The following is a 22,280-nucleotide window of genomic DNA, read 5'->3' on the forward strand; positions in this document are numbered from 1 at the left end:
TACTATGAACTATACTGTTATTGTGGCAGAAGATGAAGAACTTCTTCTGAATAATCTGGTACATAAGATTGAAAAAGCAGATCCTGATTTTCAGGTGATCGGCACAGCACAGACAGGTGCACAGGCCCTCTCGCTGGTGGAACAGATGAGCCCGGATGTGGTATTTACGGATATCAAGATGCCCGTCATGGACGGAATCACCCTGCTCACCAGGATCCGTGATCAGTTTCCCTTTACGAAATTTGTGATCACCAGCGGATTTTCTGATTTTGAATACGCAAAAAAAGCCATCACGCTGAAGGTTTCTGATTACCTTCTGAAGCCTGTAGATCCGGACGAACTCCAAAATGTTCTCCTTAAGATCAAACAGGAACTTCAGATCAAACGTGATGACTACGAAACCGTATTCGCCCCAGGTGCTTCCTGCATGTCACCGGGACAGATTGCAGAGCTTCTCAAGAACTTCATGGTACAGAATTATGCAGAGGATATCAACCTGAACCTGATTGCAGGAACCATGAACTACAGTCCCAGCTACCTGACCAAAATCTTCTGTCAGGTCTATGACTGCACCCCTACCAAATATCTGATCAATCTCCGGATGAGCCATGCACAGAAGCTGCTGATCCATGAGCCTTCCCTTTCTGTAAAACAGATCGGTGAAATGTGCGGCTATCACGACCAGGGATATTTCAGCAGGATCTTTAAGAAACATACAGGGAAAAGCCCTCTGGAATATAAAGATGAGGGAGAGAGCCAGCAGATCAGTTAATAAATTTTCCAGGTATATATAAACAAAAAAGTCATTTCACGACGTCCGGTTATGCTCTGTTCCCAAAGCATCCGGCTTCTGAAATGACTTTTTATATTTTATTTCACAACTTCATACATATACAATTCATGAAGAGCTCTCGTCGCCGCAATATATCTCGCCCGCTCCACGATCTGACTTCGGTCTTGCCCAGGAAATACAGAAAATACCTGATCAAACTCCAGACCCTTTGCCATGTAGAATGTTGTGACAGTCAGTCCTTTTTGGAAGTTTGTGCTGTCTCTGTGAAGAAGGGACAAACGCTCCTTGGTATCAAAGCCTTCTGCTTCCAGCTTCTCCTTCAGAATGTAGTAAGTTTCCCTTGCTTCATCTGCAGTTCTTGCGATCACTGCTGCTGTTTCATATGAAATAATATCTTCAACACCTTCATCTGCATTCTCAGCTATGACTGCCTGCTTCTCAAGCCGCAGCTCTCTCACTACGCTCTCCAGTGCCTCCTCAAGCCCCGGAAATTCTTTTTCCACAACAGGTTTTCCATGACGTTCAAAAAGCTCCACTTCCGTAATTCCCGCCAGTTTATTGGCATAAGACGCAATCTCAACAGTATTACGGTAGCTCTTGTTCATCACGATCCTGCGTATATCTTTTCCAAAGATCTTAGGCAGAAATGTCAGCACATCCTGTTGCTCGCCGTCCATAGTCTGTTCTCTGTCCCCAAGAATAGTCATCCTGCATTTAAAGAGTCTCTGAATGATCAGATACTGGATCATGGAATAATCCTGCATCTCATCCACGATCAGATGGCGCACACCGGAATCCTCCTGCTGAGTTTCCAGCCGATATTTCAGATACAAAACCGGATACACATCCTCATAGCGCAGCTTTCTTTTTTCATACTGAACCTGTGGAAGAGAAGGAAAACCCTCCTGTCTCAGGAAACGGTTATACAGCACATAGAGATCTCTTGTCTCATACATCCTGTAGAAACGGTTCTTCACAGCCTCCCTTTCCTCATCCGGAAGATCGAATCCCTTAAGAGTCTCCACCTCATCAATGAAATATTCTGCTACTGCATCCATTCTGGAAAGCAGCGGGATATCCATGAATTTAAAGTAAAAAAGCTCTATGATCTCCTGCTCTTTTTTGACCACGCCTCTGTGTTCCACATCACGGAAGTTCATAAGGCTGTCCTCAAGCTCCACCAGATATCCTTCCATACGATCCAGAAAATCCCGTGACAGTTTCTCTTTCAGAAGCTTTTCATCGCATAATCCTGCAATCTGACGCTCGATCAGATCATATCTGTCTTCACAGTCAGAAACAACATTTTTCAGTCTCTTGTATGCAAAAAGGTCAAAGCTCATCTCCCGGATATTCTCCTCGCCAAGCTCCGGCAGGATATGGGAAATATAGTCCGAGAACACCCCATTCGGTGAAAGCACCAGCACAGAAGAAGATTTCAGATTTTTCCTGTCATGATACAGGAGATAAGCGATCCTGTGCAGGGCAATGGAAGTCTTTCCGCTTCCTGCTGCTCCCTGGATCACCATGATACGATCCGAAGTGTTTCGGATGATCGCATTCTGCTCCTTCTGGATCGTGCGGATAATATTCTTCAGCTGTACATCACCGTTGCTTCCAAGCTCTGCCTTCAGGATCTCATCGTCGATCTTCACATCACTCTCAAACTCATAGATCATTTTTCCACCGCGGATCTTGTACTGCCACTTGGCAGCAATATCCCCGTGGATCTCGCCAAGCGGAGCCTGGTAGGAAGCCGGTCCCTTGTCAAAATCATAGAACAGTCCGGACACAGGTGCTCTCCAGTCATAGATCAGCGGAAGTCCGCCGTTCTCCTCAGCCAGGTTCGCAATTCCGATATAAAATATCTCCGGCTCATCTTCTCCTTCATAGCAGAAATCCACCCTTCCGAAAAACGGTGAATCCATCATCTTCCTGAATCTCCGACGCAGTTCGATCTTCTCATTGCTGGCATTGATCTCATGGAGAAGTGCCTGCTGGTTATCAAAATTCTCATATCCGTACTGGTCCATCTCTGTATAGTTTTCCCAGTAGTACTCATGCATACCTTCGATTTCTTTCTGTCCGGCCTCTATGGATTCATCCAGCTGTGCGATCCTGTGCTTTAATGACTCTGTCACATGTGAAAGGTATTCACGTCCGTTTTTTACCGCTGCCATAAGCCTTAATCCACCACTACAGCAGTTCCGCTTGCTGTTACCATCAGCATTCCATTATCTGCACCAAGCACTTCGTAGTCAATATCCACACCGATCACTGCATTAGCTCCCATTGCACCTGCACGCTGCTCCAGCTCTGCCAGGGCTTCTCCTCTGGCTTTCTGAAGTTCTTCCTCATAACCGGCGCTTCTGCCGCCAAAGAAATTCCGAAGACCTGCTCCAAGATCTTTCATGAAATTTACTCCTGTGATCACTTCTCCGAATGCGATTCCTTTATATTCACGGATTGCTCTTCCCTCTACAGATGGCGTTGTTGTTATGATCATGGTAAAATCCTCCCGTTTCTGTTGTTTTTTCTCAGGCATAAAAATGCCTTATTACAGAATTATACCCGAAAGCCGTCACGATGTATAGAGTAAAAAAAGGCTGCCCAAAGAGATGCCAGGCACCTTTTCAGACAGTCTTTCCTTATTATCGATTATTTTATTTTACAACTTCAGTCACGTAGGAAACTTCTTCCATTCCCGGATAACTTCCCTGACGCCCGCCAACAGTCAGAGTTCCTGTTTTATCATCCCAGGTAAGCTCTGTTGTTGCATAAGCACCGTTTTCAAAATTGTAGTTATTTCCCTCATCCTCATAAATAGTGAACTTGCAGTCTTCACCTGGATATACCATAAGTTTCACCGGCTCCTCCGGTTTCTGGGATGCATAAACAAGTCCTTCTGCAACAGGAAGGATACTTCCTACTTTTACAAAGATCGGCATCCGGTCGATCGGAGCATCTACGGTTACGTACTGGCCGCCTTCATACTCCTTGTTTGTCCAGTAATCGTACCATTTCGTACCTGCCGGGAGATAGCATTTCCATGTTTTCTCTCTATGGAGCTCAGTACTCTCCGGTCCGTAATACATCGGCTCTGTAACAGCACAGATCAGAAGGGACGGTCCGAACATAAACTCATTCTCAACCTTGCGTGCTTCTTTATCCTCCGGGAAGTCAAAGAGAAGGCTTCTCATAATCGTATAATCATTAAAATGTACAGCACCTGCAAGGGAATAAATATACGGCATCAGATGATAACGGAGCTTGATAAACTTCTCGATGGCATCATAGAACATGGTTCCTTTTTCACCAAAGTTCCAGATTTCTCTTGGTGTATCAGTTCCATGGGAACGGAACATCGGAAGGAAGGTTCCCATCTCCAGCCATCTTGTATACAGCTCACAGTATCCTTTATCCTTCACACCTTCGTTATATTTGCCCTGCCAGAACCATTTCGGCTCCGGATCTGTGTTGCAGCCGCATCCACGGTTCTGCCACTTATCAGCAACTGTAAAGAAAGCGCCGATATCCAGTGTCCAGTATGGATATCCACTCAGTCCCATATTCAGGCCTTCCACGATCTGTGTCTTAAGATTATCCCAGGATGCACAGGTATCGCCTGACCACAGCATTGCAGAATATTTCTGGCCGGAAGCATAGCCGGAACGTGTCAGGTTAAGAACTCGTTTCTCTTCTGTAGTTTTTCTCTGATTCTCATAAATTCCCTTTGCATGCATCAGTGCAAAAGCATTGGCAACAGCAGGATCCAGATATTTCTTGTGCTCACCGCCGACAAGCTCATATCTTTCCCATGGCTCTCTCTTTGCTGCACCACTCCAGTCAGGACCGGAAAACGGTTCTGTGGAATCGCACCACCAGGAATCAAAGCCCTGGTCAAAAAGTCCTTCCTGTGCCTGTTTCCAGTACATTTCTCTCGCTTCTTCATTAAAAGCATCATAAGTCGCATAATCATAAAGAAGATGACCAGTCTTAAAAAACTCTGTATGGTTCTTGCCGCCTGCATTCATATTCGGCCATACGGAAACCATGGTATGGGCATTCAGTTTGTGGATTTCCTCCGCACATTCTTTCATATCTCCGTAACGCTTCTGATCCAGGATCTTCTCGCCCCAGTTTCCAGGATCCCAGGTATTCCAGTCCTGTACCACACAGTCAAGCGGAACCCCGATCTTACGGTAGTGGCGAACAATCTCAAGAAGCTCTTTTGCCGTGTAATACTGCTCTTTGGACTGTACATAGCCATAAGCCCATTTCGGCAGCATCTGCGCCTTGCCTGTAAGATAACGGTAATCATGGATGATCTCATCCATAGTATGACCGCCCATAAAATAATAATCGATCTGATCTACAGTATCCAGAAACAGATAGGAATCTTTCAGATCATCATTAAAAGTCATAAGTGAACAGCAGTCAACAAGAATTCCATATCCTTCTGTGGAAACCAAAACCGGCATCGGGATACGCATGTTATGCTGATATAAGTACTGGCAGTGACCTCTGTAATTGTAAATACCTTCCTCTGCCTGGCCAAGCCCATGGATTTCCTCATCCTCTTTCCATGTGAAGAACAGTTTTCCACGATATGCTGTTCTTACTTTCTCAGCTTTCAGATTCTGGATAAAATTCCTCTCACCGTCAACTGTCTTTACACGGTTGATGATCGGCTCCTCATCGCCTGTATTATAGTGGATCACATCTGTTTCAGTCAGTTCCGGTTTCTTCTGGGAAAGCCACTTGCTTCCGTCTGCATGCTTCCAGATGATATCACCGGATGCAGTGTTGATCTCTGCACAAACTTTCACAGTTTTCACAATGATACTTCCTGCATTTTCCTCTGCTGAAAAATCAACCTCAGGATATTCTTTTTTCTCAATGATCAGGGAGTCCTGTGCCTCTTTGATCTCTTTTCCGGAAACGATCATGCGGATGATCTCCTCTGTCACCGGAACCACCCGGTATGTCAGCTTTCCTGCTTCAAACTGTACATAGCTATCTGTTTTAACCATAATTTCCCTTCTCCTTATCTGTCCGGTAAATCAGACATTAATATTCCGTTTCTGATATCGGAGCCTTTCTAATAAAAAAGCTCCGATATCAGGACAAAATTTCTTACTTTTATCCTAACATCGAAGCCTGATTTCCGTCTATGACTTATCCGCTCATGAATTTTAACTATTTTTACTGTTTCTTCTGCTTCTCATCTTTCGGCGGTTTCCCCACGTGTTTTTTGTAAAGTCTGTAAAAATTGGAAATATTATTAAATCCGCATTCCATGGCGATTTCCGTAACATTTTTATCTGTTTCCCGAAGAAGCTCACGCGCATGGTTGATCCTCATCCTTGTGACATAATCGCTGAAACTGATATTTGTCACCTTACGGAAATAAGAAGAAAAATAGTTGGAACTCATATATACGGAAGAAGCAACTTCTTCCAGAGTGATCTTCTCACAGTAATGATCATCTATGTAATTAAAAGCCTGCTCAAGACGCTTCATTGCATTTTTCTTCTCACGGAGCATTTCCCCTGACTTGCTCTCATCCTGATAAGCCCGGATCAGCATGGTAAGGATGCGAAGTACATTCGCCTTGATCATCAGCGGATAGCCTTCTTTTTTCTGCTGCCATTCGTGATAGATCTCCCAGATACTGGAACGGATCTCTCCGCTTACCTCTTCTTCCCTGCCGATACGGTTCTTAAAATTACTTCCTCTCTCAACAAAAGGCTTCAGATATTCCGTATCAAAAATACTCAGCTTTTCGGCCACGAATTCCGGTGAAAAGATCATCACAAGAAGCTTCATGTCTCCACCGATCAGCTTCCATCCATGAGGCTCCACATTATTGAAGATGATGATGTCATCTTCTTCCATTGTATATTCCTGCCCGTTTACAAAATAATTTCCCTTGCCCCCCAACACACAGGTGATCTCGAAATAGCTGTGCCAGTGATAACTTCCAGGCCGACTGTTCTCCGGTGTCAGTTCCACCTCTGAAATCTGAAAAGGAAATTCTTTGTCAAGGGGTATGTTGTCTCTCTCTAATCGCAAATTCTGCCTCCTGTAAACGCAGACACTGTCATCGCATCAGCTGTTTCCGGCAGGACCGGCAGCCTTTCCAGTGTCTTCTTACGCTCACAATATTATAGCAGATATTATTTTTCCATGCAATCTGTGATAGTTCGTTCTAACTCTTCCAGCTGATCTTCGTGCTTCCCATGGACAGCAATGCGGAAATAATCATTACCCTGAATTCCTTTTATCATATAGTAATCGCTGTCAATCTTAAAAAACGGCTGTTTCAGCATATCAAGATATGTGAATCCCCCCAATGGTCTCAGCTTCAGAATGAATTCCCGCTCTACCGGTTCATCCAGAAGATAATCCCAGGCAAACCAGCCGGATTCTGCACATTTTTCCCTGGAAGGCTGTTTTCCTATTATTTTCATAATCGTGTATTCCCCTTTCCTTTACAGGCAGATTTCCCGTGGATCTGCTGTCTGCTCTATATGACTGATTCCTGTGATCGTTCTTCGTAATACATCCGTATAAATTTGCTCTGTAACTTGCCTGCTAAATATTCCGTGCCACAGATGCTGCTATTTCCTTCGCAGCTCCTAAAAATTCCTTTATATCCTTCTCCTCCGTAAACCACGAAACACTTACTCTCACAGTTCCGCCCTCTTCTGTTCCCATTGCCTTATGGATCAATGGCGAACAGTGAAGCCCTGAACGGACAATGATCCCATATCCGCTTTCCAGAATATACGCGGCATCCGAAGCTTTCAGTCCCTGAAAATTCAGGCTCATCACAGGTCCTCTGCATACGTCATGGTTTCCGTAGCTCCTTACACCCTCTATCTGTTCCAGACCACAATAAAGCATTTCCATCAGACGAGCTTCTTTTTCCATAATTGCCGCAAGTCCTGTCTGCTCAATAAACTCCGCCCCAGCCAGAAGTCCTGTGATTCCCGGCATGTTCTGAGTTCCTACCTCATACTCATAATCTTTGTTCTCGTAGGTAAGCTGTGCGCTGTTTCTTCCGGTTCCCCCATATTTCAGAGGCTTCAGCTCAATTCCGCTCCTGACATAAAATCCGCCGGTTCCCTGAATTCCCATCAGACTTTTGTGGCCTGTAAAAATAAGCGCATCTGCTTCCCATTTATCTGCATCAACAGGGATACAGCCAGCACTCTGCGACACATCCACAATCAGGATCAGTCCATGTCTCTTTACAAATTCCCGGATCATCTCCATATCCTGCACACAGCCTGTCACGTTGGAACAGTGGTTCACGATCAGCACACGGCTGTCCGGTCGTACTGCTGTTTCCAGGGCTTCTTCCGTCACTGTCCCGTTTATCGTACACTTCACTACCAGCACCGGATGTTCTCTCAGCTGTTCCAGATTATATACCGGACGTAGCACACTGTTATGCTCTGTCTGCGTTACCAGGATGCTACTGCCTTTTTCACCATAGTCCAGCCCCCCAAGGACTGTATTCATGCTTTCTGTTGCCCCTGATGTAAAAAATATTCTCTCTGTTTCCCTGATTCCAAGGAGCTGTCCCAGTTTTTCCCGGCAAAGTACTTCCACATCTTTTTTCATGATCGAGCTGCCGCCCCGGAACTGCGAAGCAGGCGTGCCGCTAAGGCACGCCTGCACAGCTTCCAAAACAGCAGGGGGCTTCGGCCAGGAAGTTGCCCCGTTGTTCAGATATATCATCCAATCATCCTTCCAGAATATTGAAGTTCATAATTTTTGCAATCTTCTTGATCATCTTTGTGTAATCACCGAAGATCAGCACCTGATGATGTCCGAATCCTGCAAGATTGTGCATGAATTCTCTTGCATCGTCCATCTGGATGTAGTAGAACGGACTGCAGTATGTATCTGCATATTCAGAACGGATAACCTTGCCTTTCTTGATGCACATGGTATCGCCTGCCGGATTGAAACGTCCAAGTGTGATATAATCATCATCGTTCTCTGTGAAGTCAACCTGCAGTTTTCCACCGAATCCCTGGCCTGTGAATGCCCAGAGTTTGTATGCCAGCGGTTTTGTTCCATAACCGTTCATCTGAAGAGCCGGTACTGCATGGTGGATGCGGAGAAGCTCGTCTGTCTCGTGGTTCGGGTTACCCATGAATGCCGGACGTTTTCCGGCATACTGCATGATTAGCATGGCCATCAGTGCATTAAGATCTTCCTCACATCCGCTTGGAATTCCCTCGTCTTTCATGATGGAATGGCACATACATGGTGTGAATTTACGGTTCTGCGGGATTTCTGTTGTACAGAGCTCATGACATGCGGTTGAGAAAGCGTTGCAGTCATAAATATCCATCATCTTTTTGGCAGCCAGATAATATTTCACGTCATTGATAAACCAGTCTGTGTTTACCTGTGTATCGGTAGATCCTGCAATGATCTTATCTGCAATCGGTTTTGCTTCCTCATCTGTGATCTCATCCATATATTTGAAAATGGATGTAAATGGAAGCTTCACCACTTCAACTCCGTAACGCTGACGAAGGATCTCCGGATCGCGGATCAGACTCTGAATTCCGAATGTAGGCTGAGATCCTGCTGTCAGTACAAGCGCCCTTGTATTGCGAACTGCTTTTCTTACCCAGAGAATATGCATGATCTCATTCACATCCTGAAGATCCATACATACATATGCCTCTACTCCGATGGAACGGCAGTATGCTGCAAAATCAATTCCTTCGTTTCCGTTCTGCCAGATAACGACCGGCTTTCCGAAACGCTCAAGCTTAGGAATTCTCCATCCCATGCAGAGGAAGCAATCGATCTCATCAACATCCTCTCCGATTTTTGCAAAAAGGTCTTTATCTACAACAAAAGACTCATTATAGCGGACATCCACAGGCTCCGTGAATTCTACCTCATCAATAACCCCTTGTAATCCCTTAACTGAATTTTTGAACGCCTCATCAGCTGCTTTTGTCTCAGCTTCAACAGTCATATCCTCTTTATGTCCGGCACGACATGGTCCCTCCCAGAAATGTGTATGTGTCAGACATCCAACCAACGGTTTTACTACAAGTTTCATATCCATTGCTTTCTGTTTCATAATAAAAATACCTCTCTTCTCTTTAACATTCCGCATTTTCCAGTTTGTAGTTTTTCCACACACTCGATATATCCTATTATACTGTATGAATCATGGAATTCCTCTTTATTCTTCCGAACAGACTGTACTTTCTTACGATTTTGTGCTATTTTCATATAATTTATATTATTATTCCCATCATTTTTATATGAATTATACAATATTTATTCACCACATTAACCTGAAAAAAATCCGCAAAAAAAAGCACCGGAAACGTGGCCGATCCGTTTTTCGGATGGAAGTACATTTCCGGTGCTGTAATCCTGCCCAATACTCAGGTTATCTTATGCCTGTGCCTCTTTCAGCAAAGCAGACATTCGGAATCCGCTTCGCTACTTCCTCATGAACAAAAACAGGATTATGCCTGTTTTTGTTCAAACTGACTGTTATACAGATCCGCATAGAAGCCCTTCCGTGCCAGCAGCTCTTCATGATCTCCCTGCTCAATGATATCTCCGTCCTTCATCACCAGGATCAGATCTGCATCCTTAATGGTAGAAAGTCTGTGGGCGATAACAAAGCTGGTTCTGCCCTTCATCAGGTTATCCATAGCCTTCTGGATCTGCATTTCTGTTCTTGTATCAACGGAAGATGTGGCCTCATCCAGAATCAGGATCTTATTGTCTGCCAGGATCGCTCTTGCAATGGTAAGCAACTGCTTCTGCCCCTGAGAAACATTACTGGTCTCCTCATCCAGGACCATCTGATAGCCGCCGGGCTGCTGCATGATAAAGTTGTGGATATGGGCCGCTTTTGCTGCTGCGATCACCTCTTCATCCGTTGCGTCCAGTCTTCCATAGCGGATATTTTCCATAATGGTTCCGGAAAACAGCCAAGTGTCCTGCAACACCATTCCGAACATCTCACGGAGATTGCTGCGGTTGAAGTTCCGGATATCATGTCCGTCAACCTTGATGCTTCCGCCATTTACATCATAAAAACGCATCAGCAGCTTTACGATCGTCGTTTTTCCTGCACCTGTAGGTCCTACAATGGCGATCTTCTGACCGTCATGCACATCTGCGGAAAAATCATTTACAATGATCTTATCCGGATTATAACCGAATTTCACATGCTCAAACTGTACATTTCCTTCCAGTCCCTCAATGGAATCCGGGTTCTCCGGCTGAAGTTCTTCCTCCGGCTCCTCAAGAAATTCAAATACCCGCTCAGAAGCTGCCGCCGAGGACTGCAGAAGGTTTGTAACCTGGGCGATCTGCTGGATCGGCTGTGTAAAGTTACGGATATACTGGAAGAAGGACTGGATATCTCCAACCTCGATAGTTCCTTTGATGGCAAAAATCCCTCCGAGAAGTGCCACCATCACATATCCCAGATTTCCCACAAACTGCATGATCGGCATCATCATTCCGGAAAAGAACTGTGACTTCCATGCAGACTCATAAAGCTTCTGGTTGTCATGCTCAAATTCCTTCAGCGCATCCTGCTCTTTGTTGAATACTCTTACCACATCATGGCCGCCGAAATTTTCCTCAACCTGACCATTTACTTTTCCCAGATACTCCTGCTGTGCCTGGAAATATTTCTGGGAGTGTTTCATTACTTTATTAATGATAAGCATGGAAACCGGCAGGATCAGCACTGCTGCCAGTGTCATCCACACGTTGATGGAAAGCATCATGATAAATACACCGATCAGTGTTGTTACGGATGTGATCAGCTGTGTCATGCTCTGGTTGATGCTCATCTGCAGGGTATCCACATCATTTGTCACCCTGGAAAGGATCTCACCGTTTGTTCTGCTCTCGAAATAATTCATTGGCAGACGGTTGATCTTCTTTGAAATATCCTTTCGGAGATTGTATGTAACATCATTGGAGATCCCCGTCATGACAAATCCCTGGATCAGGGAAAAGCATGCACTTGCCACATACAGTCCCAAAGTCCACAGAAGGATCATTCCGATCTTACCGAAATCAATACCGCCTGTACCGTTTACCTTAGCAACCAGACCATTGAACAGCTCTGTGGTAGCTTTTCCAAGTATCTTCGGGCCTGCAATATTAAACGCTGTACCTGCCACTGCAAAGATAAACATCAGGATAAAACGAAATTTATATCTGCCCATATAGCCAAAGAGCTTTTTCATGGAGTCTTTGAAGTCCTTGGCCTTCTCTGTTGGCTGCATTCCGTGTCCGCCCATCGGACCTCTTCTTCTCTGCTGACTCATGCCAATTCCTCCTCTGATAACTGACTCATGGCAATCTGGCGATATACCTCGCAGGACTTCATCAGCTCCTTATGGCTTCCGATCCCTGCCATATGTCCATCGTCCAGTACAAGGATCTTATCTGCATTTAAGATCGTACTGATACGCTGTGCCACGATAATGGTTGTTGCTTCTTTTGTATGTTCTTTCAGCGCTTTTCGAAGTGTGCTGTCTGTTTTGAAATCCAGTGCGGAAAAGCTGTCATCAAAGATAAAGATCTCCGGATCTTTTGCGATAGCTCTGGCAATGGAAAGCCTCTGCTTCTGTCCACCGGAAACATTGCTTCCTCCCTGTGCGATCGGAGTCTTATATCGCTCCGGCTTGGTGTCGATAAACTCCGTAGCCTGTGCAACCTCTGCTGCTTTTTTCACTGCATCTTCCGAAATCTCTGTCTTTCCGTAACGGATATTGGAATCAATGGTTCCTGAGAAAAGTACACCCTTCTGCGGAACATAACCGATCCTGTCACGGACATCCTTCTGTGTCATTTTCCGGACATCCACGCCATCCACTTTCACAGATCCTTCTGTTGCATCATAGAAACGCGGGATCAGATTGATCAGTGTACTCTTACCGCTTCCTGTACTTCCGATGATCGCTACTGTCTCACCTTTTTCTGCCTTGAAGGAAATGTCTGTGATAACATTCTCTCCTGCCTCCGGATATGCGAAGCTTACATGATCAAATTCTACAGTCCCCTTCACATCCTGGGAAGGCTGTACCGGATCCTCCGGATCCTGGACACTGACTTCTGTCTCAAGCACCTCGTTGATACGGCGTGCAGATACATTTGCTCTCGGCAGCATGATAGACATTGCTGTGATCATCAAAAATGACATGATGATCTGCATTGCATACTGGATAAACGCCATAACATCACCAACCTGCATGCTTCCGCTGTCTACTGCATAAGAACCGCTGTAGATGGTCAGTACGGAAACTGCGTTCATGATCAGCATCATCACCGGCATCATAAATGTCATACAACGGTTTACAAAGAGGTTTGTCTTCGTCAGAGTGATATTTGCATCCTCAAAACGCTCCTCCTCGTGTTTCTCCCGGCTGAATGCACGGATAACCGGAATACCGGTAAGGATTTCTCTTGTTACCAGGTTCAGCTTATCTACCATGGTCTGCAGGGCTGTAAATTTCGGCATTGCGATCCTGAACAGCATTGCCATAAATGCCATGATCAGTACAATGGCCACCCCAAGGATCCATGTCATGGAGGAATCTCTCTGAAGCACGCGGATCACACCACCGATTCCAAGGATCGGCGCGTAAAGCACGATACGGAACATCATAGCCATTACCTGCTGGATCTGCTGGATATCGTTCGTGCATCGTGTAATCAGGGATGCTGTTGAAAACTTATGGTACTCTCTGCTGGAAAAACCTATGACTTTGTTATAAACCAGCCCACGGAGATCATGTCCCATAGATGCAGCAACTCTGGATGAAAGAAATACCACACATACTGCAGCCATCATGGTGACCAGTGCCATCAGCACCATGCGGATACCTGTTGCTTTCATGTAATCCATCTGTATGGCATCCACATCTTCACCCATAGCTTCATATTCTACACGAACATAGGAAACACCTGCCTGTGTGATGATGGATTCCTGCATCTTGTCGATCTTTTCTCCGACCTGGTCCTTCATAGCAGCCAAAGCCTCTGCCGGCATCTGAGAAAGAGCCGCCAGTGGATCCGTCCCTTCCGGGATTCCCATTTTTGCAAGAGCTGCCTTTGATTCCTCACTGTCGGACGTCAGAGTAGAAACGATCACCATCGGTTTGCCGAAGATATCGTTGAGTTCTTCTCTGTCTTCTTTGGAGATTTTATCCTTTAATACCAGATCATCTCCCTCTTCCTCATAAAATCCATCCACAGTTTTCGCATCATCCTCTTCCATAAACAGCTTCAGACTGTCCATAGACGTCTTTCTGATCTTCTCAGGAACACTGTCTTCAATACCGTTCTGCTGAATTCCCACATTAATGATATTTGATGTGTAATTCGGCAGAGACAGATCACAGTATGCCTGAAGAAAAAGAAGCGCAATGATGAGTACGATGTAACCTGCAGATCGTTTCAGATATTTCATCAGTTTAATCACGTTTCTGTTCCTTCCTTTCTGTCATTTCATCCGGATGAAGCTTTTCTATGGCTTCCTCCGGCTGGATCTTTTCGATATTTACAAGGATCTGCTCCAGAAATCTCCGAAGCAGGCACTGTTCCGCCTCACTGAAGCCTTCCATCATCACAGCCTCATTTTTATGGATCCGTTCCAGTGCTTTTGCCTTGATTTCCTTTCCCTTTTCTGTCATGTAGATCCTGGTCACACGCTGGTCCTTTTCATCCGGTTTCTTATAAAGAAAGCCTGCTTTCTCCAGTCTCTGTATCGATACATTTACCGTAGGCGGCTTGATATGCAGGATCTTTGCAATTTCCCGCTGACTCAGGCCATCCCTTCCGGACACAAGCCCCAGAACCGGTATCTGTCCCGGATAAATCCCAAGCTCCTGCATCTGACCAAAGCATTTCGTCATAAAATAACGGTCTACCTTCATAAACAGAGATAAAAAGCTGCTCTGCCTTTCTTTCTCATCTTCCTCCTTACAAAACACGCTGTCACTCCTCTCTCATCCGATCAGACACCTGCTCTTTGTTAATGATATACGAAGCAGTGATCTTCTTTTTTAATTAGTCGGCTAACTATATATAATATACATCTGCACAAAAAATGCAACTGGTTTTTGTAAATTTTACACTTTTTTAAGATTTACAGCTTCTTTAATTTCCACCTGAAATCTATTAATTAATTTGTCAAGCTAATTTATTTTCTGCTGTTTTTCCTATTTTTTTCGCAAAAAAAATACCCGCTTCGTTTTTTTATTCGAAACGGGTACTTCTTTCTGTTCCTGATTTTCTTATACAAACTGATTCACAGCCGGATCATAAGCATAATCGATCATGTCAAGCTTATCCTCCAGTTCTTTCCTGTCAAGTCCTCTGTCCTCGCAGAAAGCATTCAGGGAACTGTAAAAATCCCTCAGCTGCGTGTTCACATAGCTTAAAAGCATTACCGGGTCCTTTGGTATCATAATCTGTTTCCATCCTTTTATCTGATATTTATCCAATATCCCAGATGCTGCTGGATAGCTGTCTGATCTGAAATATCAGATTTACTATCTTACCAATTTTATTTTTTGTCAAGAGCCAGTAAAAAATTTTTCAGGATTTTTTATTTCTTCAGTATCTGATAAAAATATTCCATTCCTTGTCCAAAAAAGAACTGCCTGGTTCCGATTTTCATCCTGAAATGGATTTCTATCAGAACCGACAGTTCTTTTCCTTGTCAATCTATCATAACTTTATGGAGTTATTTTTTACTTCGTGCTGACGGTAAACGCTCCGTCCTTCACATCCAGCACAAGGGTATCTCCGGCATGTACATCACCGGAAAGGATCTTCTTGGCTGTCAGTGTCTCCACATAATTCTGGAGATAACGCTTCAAAGGACGTGCGCCGTAAACCGGATCATAACCGTTATCCACTACCATCTGTTTGGCAGCATCTGTAAGCTCCAGAGAAAGCTCCTGGTCAGCCAGACGGTCGCTGAGCTCTTTGACCATAAGATCTACGATCTTACCTACATTATCCTTGGTCAGCGGCTTGAACATGATGATCTCATCCAGACGGTTCAGAAATTCCGGACGGAAATGACCACGAAGATCATTCATAACCTGTTCCTGTGCCTCCGGTTTGATATCTCCCTTCTCGTCGATACCGTCAAGAAGGTACGGAGAACCAATGTTGGAAGTCATGATCAGGATCGTATTCTTAAAATCAACCGTACGTCCCTGTGAATCCGTGATACGTCCATCGTCCAGTACCTGCAGAAGTACATTGAATACATCCGGGTGAGCCTTCTCGATCTCATCAAAAAGAACAACACTGTACGGTTTTCTTCGAACGGCCTCTGTCAGCTGTCCGCCTTCCTCATATCCGACATATCCTGGAGGCGCTCCGATCAGACGGGACACGGAATATTTCTCCATGTACTCACTCATATCGATACGGACCATATTCTGTTCATCGTCAAACAGTGTGGCAGCCAGAGACTTGGCAAGCTCTGTTTTACCAACACCGGTTGGTCCAAGGAACAGGAAGGAACCGATCGGCTTTGTGGGATCCTTGATTCCGGCTTTGGAACGAAGGATCGCATCTGTTACAAGACGAACACCCTCATCCTGTCCTACTACACGTTTGTGCAGCTCATCCTCAAGGCCCAGCAGTTTGGTTCTCTCACCTTCTGTCAGCTTGGTTACCGGAATACCGGTCCATCTGGAAATGATACGTGCGATCTCATCATCCGTAACAGCCTCATGTACCAGGCTTCTGTCACTCTCCTTAACCTGCTTTTCCTCAATCTCCAGCTGCTGCTGAAGCTTCGGCAGCTCACCATACTGCAGCTCTGCTGCTTTCTCCAGATCGTAATTCTGTTTTGCTTTCTGGATCTGTTTATTGATATCCTCGATCTGCTCACGTAATTTCTGGAGCTTCTCTACGGAATGCTTCTCATTATCCCACTGAGCTTTCTGGGTATTAAAAGTATCTCTCAGCTCTGCAAGTTCTTTCTGCAGATCAGCCAGACGCTCTTTACTTAAGTTGTCAGTTTCTTTTTTCAGGGCAGACTCCTCAATCTCCAGCTGCATGATCTTACGTCTCTGCTCATCCAGCTCTGTCGGCATAGAATCCAGTTCCGTCTTGATCAGCGCACAGGCCTCATCAACAAGGTCGATGGCCTTATCCGGGAGAAAACGGTCTGTAATGTATCTGTGTGAAAGTGTGGCAGCTGCAACCAATGCACTGTCTGTGATCTTAACACCGTGGAATACCTCATATCTTTCCTTCAGGCCACGGAGAATGGAAATGGTATCTTCCACTGTCGGCTCATTTACCATAACCGGCTGGAAACGACGGGCAAGTGCAGCATCCTTCTCAATGTACTGTCGGTACTCATCCAGAGTTGTTGCACCGATACAGTGCAGCTCACCTCTGGCAAGCATAGGCTTCAGCATGTTTCCTGCGTCCATGGCGCCGTCTGTTTTACCTGCACCCACGATCAGATGAAGCTCATCGATAAACAGAATGATCTGTCCTTCGCTCTTTTTCACTTCCTCAAGTACCGCTTTCAGACGTTCCTCAAACTCACCACGATACTTGGCACCTGCAACCAGCGCACCCATATCCAGGGCAAAAATCTTCTTATTCTTAAGACCTTCCGGTACATCTCCTGCCACAATACGCTGTGCCAGTCCCTCGATGGCTGCTGTTTTACCAACGCCAGGCTCACCGATGAGAACCGGGTTGTTCTTGGTCTTACGGGAAAGGATACGGATAATATTCCGGATCTCCATATCACGGCCGATCACCGGATCAAGCTTCTGGTTCTTCGCCTTATCCACAAGATCCTCACCGTATTTATTCAGGGTATCATAGGTTGCCTCCGGGTTGTCACTGACAACTCTCTGGTTTCCTCTGACTGTAGATAATGCCTGAAGAAAACGCTCTCTGGTGATACCAAATTCATTGAATAGCTTCTTCATGCTCGGGCTTGGATTCTTCAGCATGGAAAGAAACAGATGCTCAACCGATACATACTCATCTCCCATAGCCTTCGCTTCATCCTCTGCACTGACCAGTGCCTTGTTCAGATACTGACCAAATCGAAGCTCTCCACCGGAAACCTTAACTCTGGCATCCAGTGCCCTCTTAACTGTATCAATAAAATATTCCTTCTGGATTTCCATCTTCTCGATCAGCTTAAGGATCAGGCTGTCCTCCTGTGTCAGCAAGGCATACAGAAGGTGTTCCTCTTCGATCTCCTGATTGCCATATTCATAAGCAACCTTCTCAAGATCCTGGACAGCCTGTACGGATTTCTGTGTAAATTTACTGATATTCATAGGCTTTCCTCCTATTCTATGAAAAGCATTTCCAATATTCGCATACTGGAAATGCTGTGCTTTTTTCTTGTTCTAGGAGAACTATAACACTATTTGTTAGCACTGTCAAGAGGTGAGTGCTAATTTTTGTGTTATTTTTTTGCAACCGTAAAATGAAAAACTAATTTCCGCCTTTAGCCCTTTATGCTCTTTTATTGGAAGGTGTTTCTTTACGAGCTCAAGTTTCAACTCCTTACTATACTGTTTCCTAGACATAAAAATATGCTCCTCATATGATAGATTTTTGGATATTTCCATTGTCTACCATATGGGGAGCATATCAATCCAACGGTTTTCAGTGCTTTTTTCATATTACTTTATTGAATATCCCTCATTCTGCCTATATAAGTGAAACTTAGCGAAACTTAAATTAAATCTCTTTCAGACAATTCAATTTGGATATTCACCAACTGTGGATTATTTCTCAGTGCACCATTTTCCAACTTACCGCCTGCTGCCTTGCATCCACAAATCTCTTATAAATACCTTCCTGTTTCATTAATTGCTCATGTGTTCCATGCTGTGCAATTCTTCCTTTTTCAACAACCACAATCTGGTCTGCATGTCTGACTGTTTTTAATCTGTGGGCAATCATAATAATCGTTTTTTCCTTTGTAAGTGCATCTACTGCATCCATCAGCTCCTTTTCATTCTCCGGATCAACATTTGCCGTTGCTTCATCCAATATGACGATTGGCGCATCCTTCATAATCGCTCTGGCTATCGAAATACGCTGCTTCTCACCACCGGAAAGTGTGGCTCCTCCTTCTCCGATCACTGTGTCATATCCATTCGGAAGTTTGCTGATGAAATCATGACAACATGCTTTCTTCGCCGCTTCCACCACTTCCTCATGGCTTGCATCCTGACGTCCGAATTTAATATTATTCTCAATGGTGTCTGCAAACAAATACACCGACTGAAACACAAATGAGAAATTACTCATCAGACTGTTCATGCTGTAGTCTTTTACATTCACACCTCCAAGTGTCACTTCTCCGGAATCCACATCCCAGAACCTGGCAATCAGATTGCAAAGCGTTGATTTTCCTCCACCAGATGGTCCAACGATTGCTGTCGTCGTTTTCTGCGGAATAGAGAGCGATATATCATCAATGATCTTCCGTTTGTCATAAGAAAACGAAACATTAGAAAGTCTGATATCGTAATTTTCCGGCTGTATTTCTTTACCGTCGATATCCATGGTATCCAGCTCCAATATTGCATTTGCTTTATCTACACATACGCTTACCACATGTAAAAGAGATGAATAATTTCCTGCACATTCCAGACTGGCATAAAGCATAAATGCTGAAATTGTCATACCGATCGCATAGACCGCACTCATAGTTCCATTAATATAAAAATATGCACTGCAAGCCACGATCACAGCACCTGTAATTTTGGTTATCACACTTTGCAGAAAATGATAGGGCACAAACAGCATTTCCATCTTTGTATTGATCTTTTCACATGCTTCATTTGCATCATTTAATCTTTTCGCCTGTTTCCCAAGCAAGTTATATGATTTAACTTCTGATATTCCCTGCAGATACTCCATGATCTGGTTTACAAGCTCCATATCGCATACCACTTTTTGCTCTGAATCTTTTTCACCCGCATTCTGCATCACAGAATTGACCCCAAAGAAAATAAGTACTCCTGCTGCGGCGATCAGTCCGATTCTCCAGTCAAAAAGAAACAACATCAGAATGATCATGGATGTTTCCAGAATTCCTTGCATGGTCAGCATGACCACTCTCGCAGCCACATCGCCAAGTATTTCCATTGTATTGGTTGTAATGGAAGAAATTTCCCCGATACTGTTGGAATTGAAATACCCCATCGGCAGATATCGCAGATGTTCTGCAATCTTGATTCTCACAAAAGCACTTGCATTATATCCTCCCTCTGTCTGAAGCACTGTAGAGCATCTCTTGCAGATTACGTCGACTACAATTGCAAGAACCATAATCGCAACGGAGCCTCCAATATATTTTCCTGTCGGTTTCCCACTCAGCAGACCAATCAGTATGTACATAATAGCCGGAATCTTCATTGCTGAAGCAAGAGCCTCTATGAGTCCGATCACTATCGACAGTTTAAATTTATTGCCATTTTCCCTGCCTGAAAAACGAAAGAATTTTGCCAGAATCCCAAACATATCATTCTCCCTCCTTCACCGTATCTTTTACAGAAATATGGGCATTCCACATTTCCTTATAAAGCGGGCATGACACCAGAAGTTCCTCATGTGTGCCATGTGCTGTTACATTTCCATCATTTACAACAAAGATCTGGTCACTGTCCTTAACAGTAGAAAGTCTGTGTGCTATTACGATCAGGGTCTTCCCTGCTACCAGTTTTGCGATAGAATTCTGCAGAATTGCCTCATTTTCCGGATCTGTGTAAGCAGTTGCCTCATCAAGGATCACGATCGGAGCATCCTTTAACATTGCTCTTGCAATGGAGATACGCTGCCTCTCGCCACCTGACAGATGTCCTCCTGCACCTCCTACAACTGTATCAAATCCATTCTCCAACTGCATGATAAATTCATAGCATCCACTTTTCTTTGTCACCTCGATGATCTGTTCATCTGTAGCATCCGGATTTCCCTGTCTGATATTTTCACGGACTGTTTCATTAAACAGATAATTGTCCTGTGCAACATATGCAATTTTCCGATTAAAATCTGCAAATGCCAGTTCTTTGACATCAACTCCACCGATTTTGATGCTTCCGGAATCCACATCCCACAGGGACGCAATCAGCTTTGCGATGGTCGACTTGCCGCTTCCGGAAGGTCCTACGATCGCATTTACCGTTCCTGCTTTCATCTCCATAGTTACTCCGTGCAGGATTTCTTTGTCGTGATAACCAAATCTGACATCTTCAAGAGTAACGGAGTTATCTTTTGGAACACTTTTACTTTTCTCTGGACGTTCAAGCTCCGGCTGTTCCAGAATTCCTGCCACTTCACCAACAATCACTCCGATCTTGCCAAGATCATCTGTATAGGAACCCACTGTGATCAACGGTCCAACGATTCCAAGTGATAAAATAATGCAGATGACAAAATCTGAAATCGCAAGTGTTCCATTGGCTACATAATGTGCCCCAAACGGCAATACCGTAAGAAGCGTATAAGGTGTGACCACCATCATCAGTCCATGAAAGATCGAGCACCGTTTCATCCAGGAAATAAAGGAATCTGCATAAGCCATAGCCGCCTTTGTAAATTTTGCATAAGAACTTTCTGTCTTTCCAAATGCCTTGATCACTTCGATTCCGTCAATATATTCCACTGCCGCGTCATTCAGATCTTTTGTTGTCTGAACCGTTCTCTCGAAGCTTGGTTTATAATCCAGCATCATTCCAAAATAGGAAAGAAATCCCACTATAACCGGCACCAATGACCAGAGTGCCAGTCTCCAGTCTGTCAGGAAGAAATAAATCAAAATCACAATCGGTGCCAGCAGATTGGACGTGAATTCCGGGACAATATGCGCCAGTGTTGTCTCGATACTGTCGATTCTTTCCACCATGATATTCTTAAATGTGCCGGAGGATGTATCCTTTACATAACCAAGAGGTACCCGTGCCAGTTTGTCACAGCAGGATTTTCTTATATTTGCGAGTACTGCAAACGTCGCTTTATGCGACAATGCTGTCGAGAGTGAATGAAGCAATTCTGCAATGATAAACGACAATGCGATCAGAACCGCTTTTGCAAGATATGTTTTAAACTCCTTTTCACCATTTAAAAACAGCTTTACTACATCTGCAATAATAAAATACGGCAAAATCTTAAAAATCACATTTCCTATTGCAAGTAACACACTCCATACATAGGCAATTCTTTTTTGTCCGGCCCATGTCAGGATCCAGCTGACTGCCGACTTCTTTTTTTCTTTCACATCTGTTCACTCCTTACGTTCGTTTTATTGTTATTTTTGTTAGCTTTATCTAACTTATGTATAATAAAACAGGCGGCCTATTGGCACCAGCCACCTGATATTATTATCCTGTCGGATTCTCGTTCAGAAATCCAGAACATGCAACACATACATTCTATTCCG

At 44.4% G+C, this 22,280-nt stretch carries 16 protein-coding genes; 1 reads left to right on the forward strand and 15 read right to left on the reverse strand.

Translation table 11 applies throughout. From position 1 onward, the window contains the following. Positions 1 to 4: 4 nt before the first annotated feature. Positions 5 to 772 carry a response regulator transcription factor gene (locus CCC17_RS11105; protein ID WP_256163851.1) on the forward strand — a complete coding sequence of 256 codons (768 nt, stop codon included), beginning with the start codon at positions 5 to 7 and terminating at the stop codon, positions 770 to 772. A 98-nt stretch (positions 773 to 870) separates the two neighbouring features. On the opposite strand, the gene CCC17_RS11110 is transcribed toward CCC17_RS11105, so the two are convergent. The 15 genes from CCC17_RS11110 to CCC17_RS11180 form a co-directional block, all read right to left on the reverse strand. Beyond that, positions 871 to 2,973, reverse strand: a complete 2,103-nt coding sequence (locus CCC17_RS11110; protein WP_287083100.1) for a HelD family protein — start codon at positions 2,971 to 2,973, stop codon at positions 871 to 873. A 5-nt stretch (positions 2,974 to 2,978) separates the two neighbouring features. Further along, positions 2,979 to 3,299 carry a putative heavy metal-binding protein gene (locus CCC17_RS11115; RefSeq protein WP_015527228.1) on the reverse strand — a complete coding sequence of 107 codons (321 nt, stop codon included), beginning with the start codon at positions 3,297 to 3,299 and terminating at the stop codon, positions 2,979 to 2,981. 157 nt (positions 3,300 to 3,456) lie between these two features. After that, entirely contained in the window at positions 3,457 to 5,826 is a 2,370-nt protein-coding gene (locus tag CCC17_RS11120) for a glycoside hydrolase family 31 protein (RefSeq protein WP_092068401.1), read from the reverse strand. A 172-nt stretch (positions 5,827 to 5,998) separates the two neighbouring features. Next, on the reverse strand, positions 5,999 to 6,868 hold the full coding sequence (locus CCC17_RS11125; RefSeq protein WP_092068404.1) for an AraC family transcriptional regulator: 870 nt from the start codon (positions 6,866 to 6,868) through the stop codon (positions 5,999 to 6,001). 104 nt (positions 6,869 to 6,972) lie between these two features. Then, the gene (locus CCC17_RS11130; RefSeq protein ID WP_110103239.1) at positions 6,973 to 7,266 is read right to left on the reverse strand and encodes a hypothetical protein; all 294 of its coding nucleotides are present in this window, start codon (positions 7,264 to 7,266) and stop codon (positions 6,973 to 6,975) included. 124 nt (positions 7,267 to 7,390) lie between these two features. Then, complete coding sequence (locus tag CCC17_RS11135) at positions 7,391 to 8,542, reverse strand: aminotransferase class V-fold PLP-dependent enzyme (protein WP_118368957.1); 1,152 nt, start codon at positions 8,540 to 8,542, stop codon at positions 7,391 to 7,393. Positions 8,543 to 8,546: 4 nt separating this feature from the next. Next, positions 8,547 to 9,914 (reverse strand): hypothetical protein, encoded by a 1,368-nt coding sequence (locus CCC17_RS11140; RefSeq protein WP_092068733.1) that lies wholly within the window; start codon positions 9,912 to 9,914, stop codon positions 8,547 to 8,549. A gap of 397 nt (positions 9,915 to 10,311) precedes the next feature. Then, the gene (locus tag CCC17_RS11145) at positions 10,312 to 12,144 is read right to left on the reverse strand and encodes an ABC transporter ATP-binding protein (RefSeq protein ID WP_015527233.1); all 1,833 of its coding nucleotides are present in this window, start codon (positions 12,142 to 12,144) and stop codon (positions 10,312 to 10,314) included. Continuing rightward, positions 12,141 to 14,303, reverse strand: coding sequence for an ABC transporter ATP-binding protein (locus tag CCC17_RS11150; RefSeq protein WP_092068410.1), 2,163 nt, complete (start codon positions 14,301 to 14,303; stop codon positions 12,141 to 12,143). Before CCC17_RS11150 ends, CCC17_RS11145 begins: the two co-directional genes overlap by 4 nt. Next, positions 14,296 to 14,814: a MarR family winged helix-turn-helix transcriptional regulator gene (locus CCC17_RS11155; RefSeq protein WP_021651325.1), complete on the reverse strand. Its 519-nt coding sequence runs from the start codon at positions 14,812 to 14,814 to the stop codon at positions 14,296 to 14,298. Before CCC17_RS11155 ends, CCC17_RS11150 begins: the two co-directional genes overlap by 8 nt. A 303-nt stretch (positions 14,815 to 15,117) precedes the next feature. After that, entirely contained in the window at positions 15,118 to 15,291 is a 174-nt protein-coding gene (locus CCC17_RS11160; RefSeq protein ID WP_110925881.1) for a DUF4250 domain-containing protein, read from the reverse strand. Positions 15,292 to 15,576: 285 nt separating this feature from the next. Then, the gene (gene clpB, locus CCC17_RS11165; RefSeq protein WP_287083102.1) at positions 15,577 to 18,159 is read right to left on the reverse strand and encodes an ATP-dependent chaperone ClpB; all 2,583 of its coding nucleotides are present in this window, start codon (positions 18,157 to 18,159) and stop codon (positions 15,577 to 15,579) included. Between the two features lie 105 nt (positions 18,160 to 18,264). Then, the gene (locus CCC17_RS11170; protein ID WP_156906918.1) at positions 18,265 to 18,414 is read right to left on the reverse strand and encodes a hypothetical protein; all 150 of its coding nucleotides are present in this window, start codon (positions 18,412 to 18,414) and stop codon (positions 18,265 to 18,267) included. 208 nt (positions 18,415 to 18,622) lie between these two features. Next, positions 18,623 to 20,362, reverse strand: a complete 1,740-nt coding sequence (locus CCC17_RS11175) for an ABC transporter ATP-binding protein (protein ID WP_287083103.1) — start codon at positions 20,360 to 20,362, stop codon at positions 18,623 to 18,625. A gap of 1 nt (position 20,363) precedes the next feature. Next, positions 20,364 to 22,118 carry an ABC transporter ATP-binding protein gene (locus CCC17_RS11180; RefSeq protein ID WP_287083105.1) on the reverse strand — a complete coding sequence of 585 codons (1,755 nt, stop codon included), beginning with the start codon at positions 22,116 to 22,118 and terminating at the stop codon, positions 20,364 to 20,366. Between the last annotated feature and the right edge of the window lie 162 nt (positions 22,119 to 22,280).

It is taken from the genome of Blautia sp. LMAG:36, assembly GCF_008680535.1.
GTDB classification, from domain to species: domain Bacteria; phylum Bacillota; class Clostridia; order Lachnospirales; family Lachnospiraceae; genus Blautia_A; species Blautia_A fusiformis.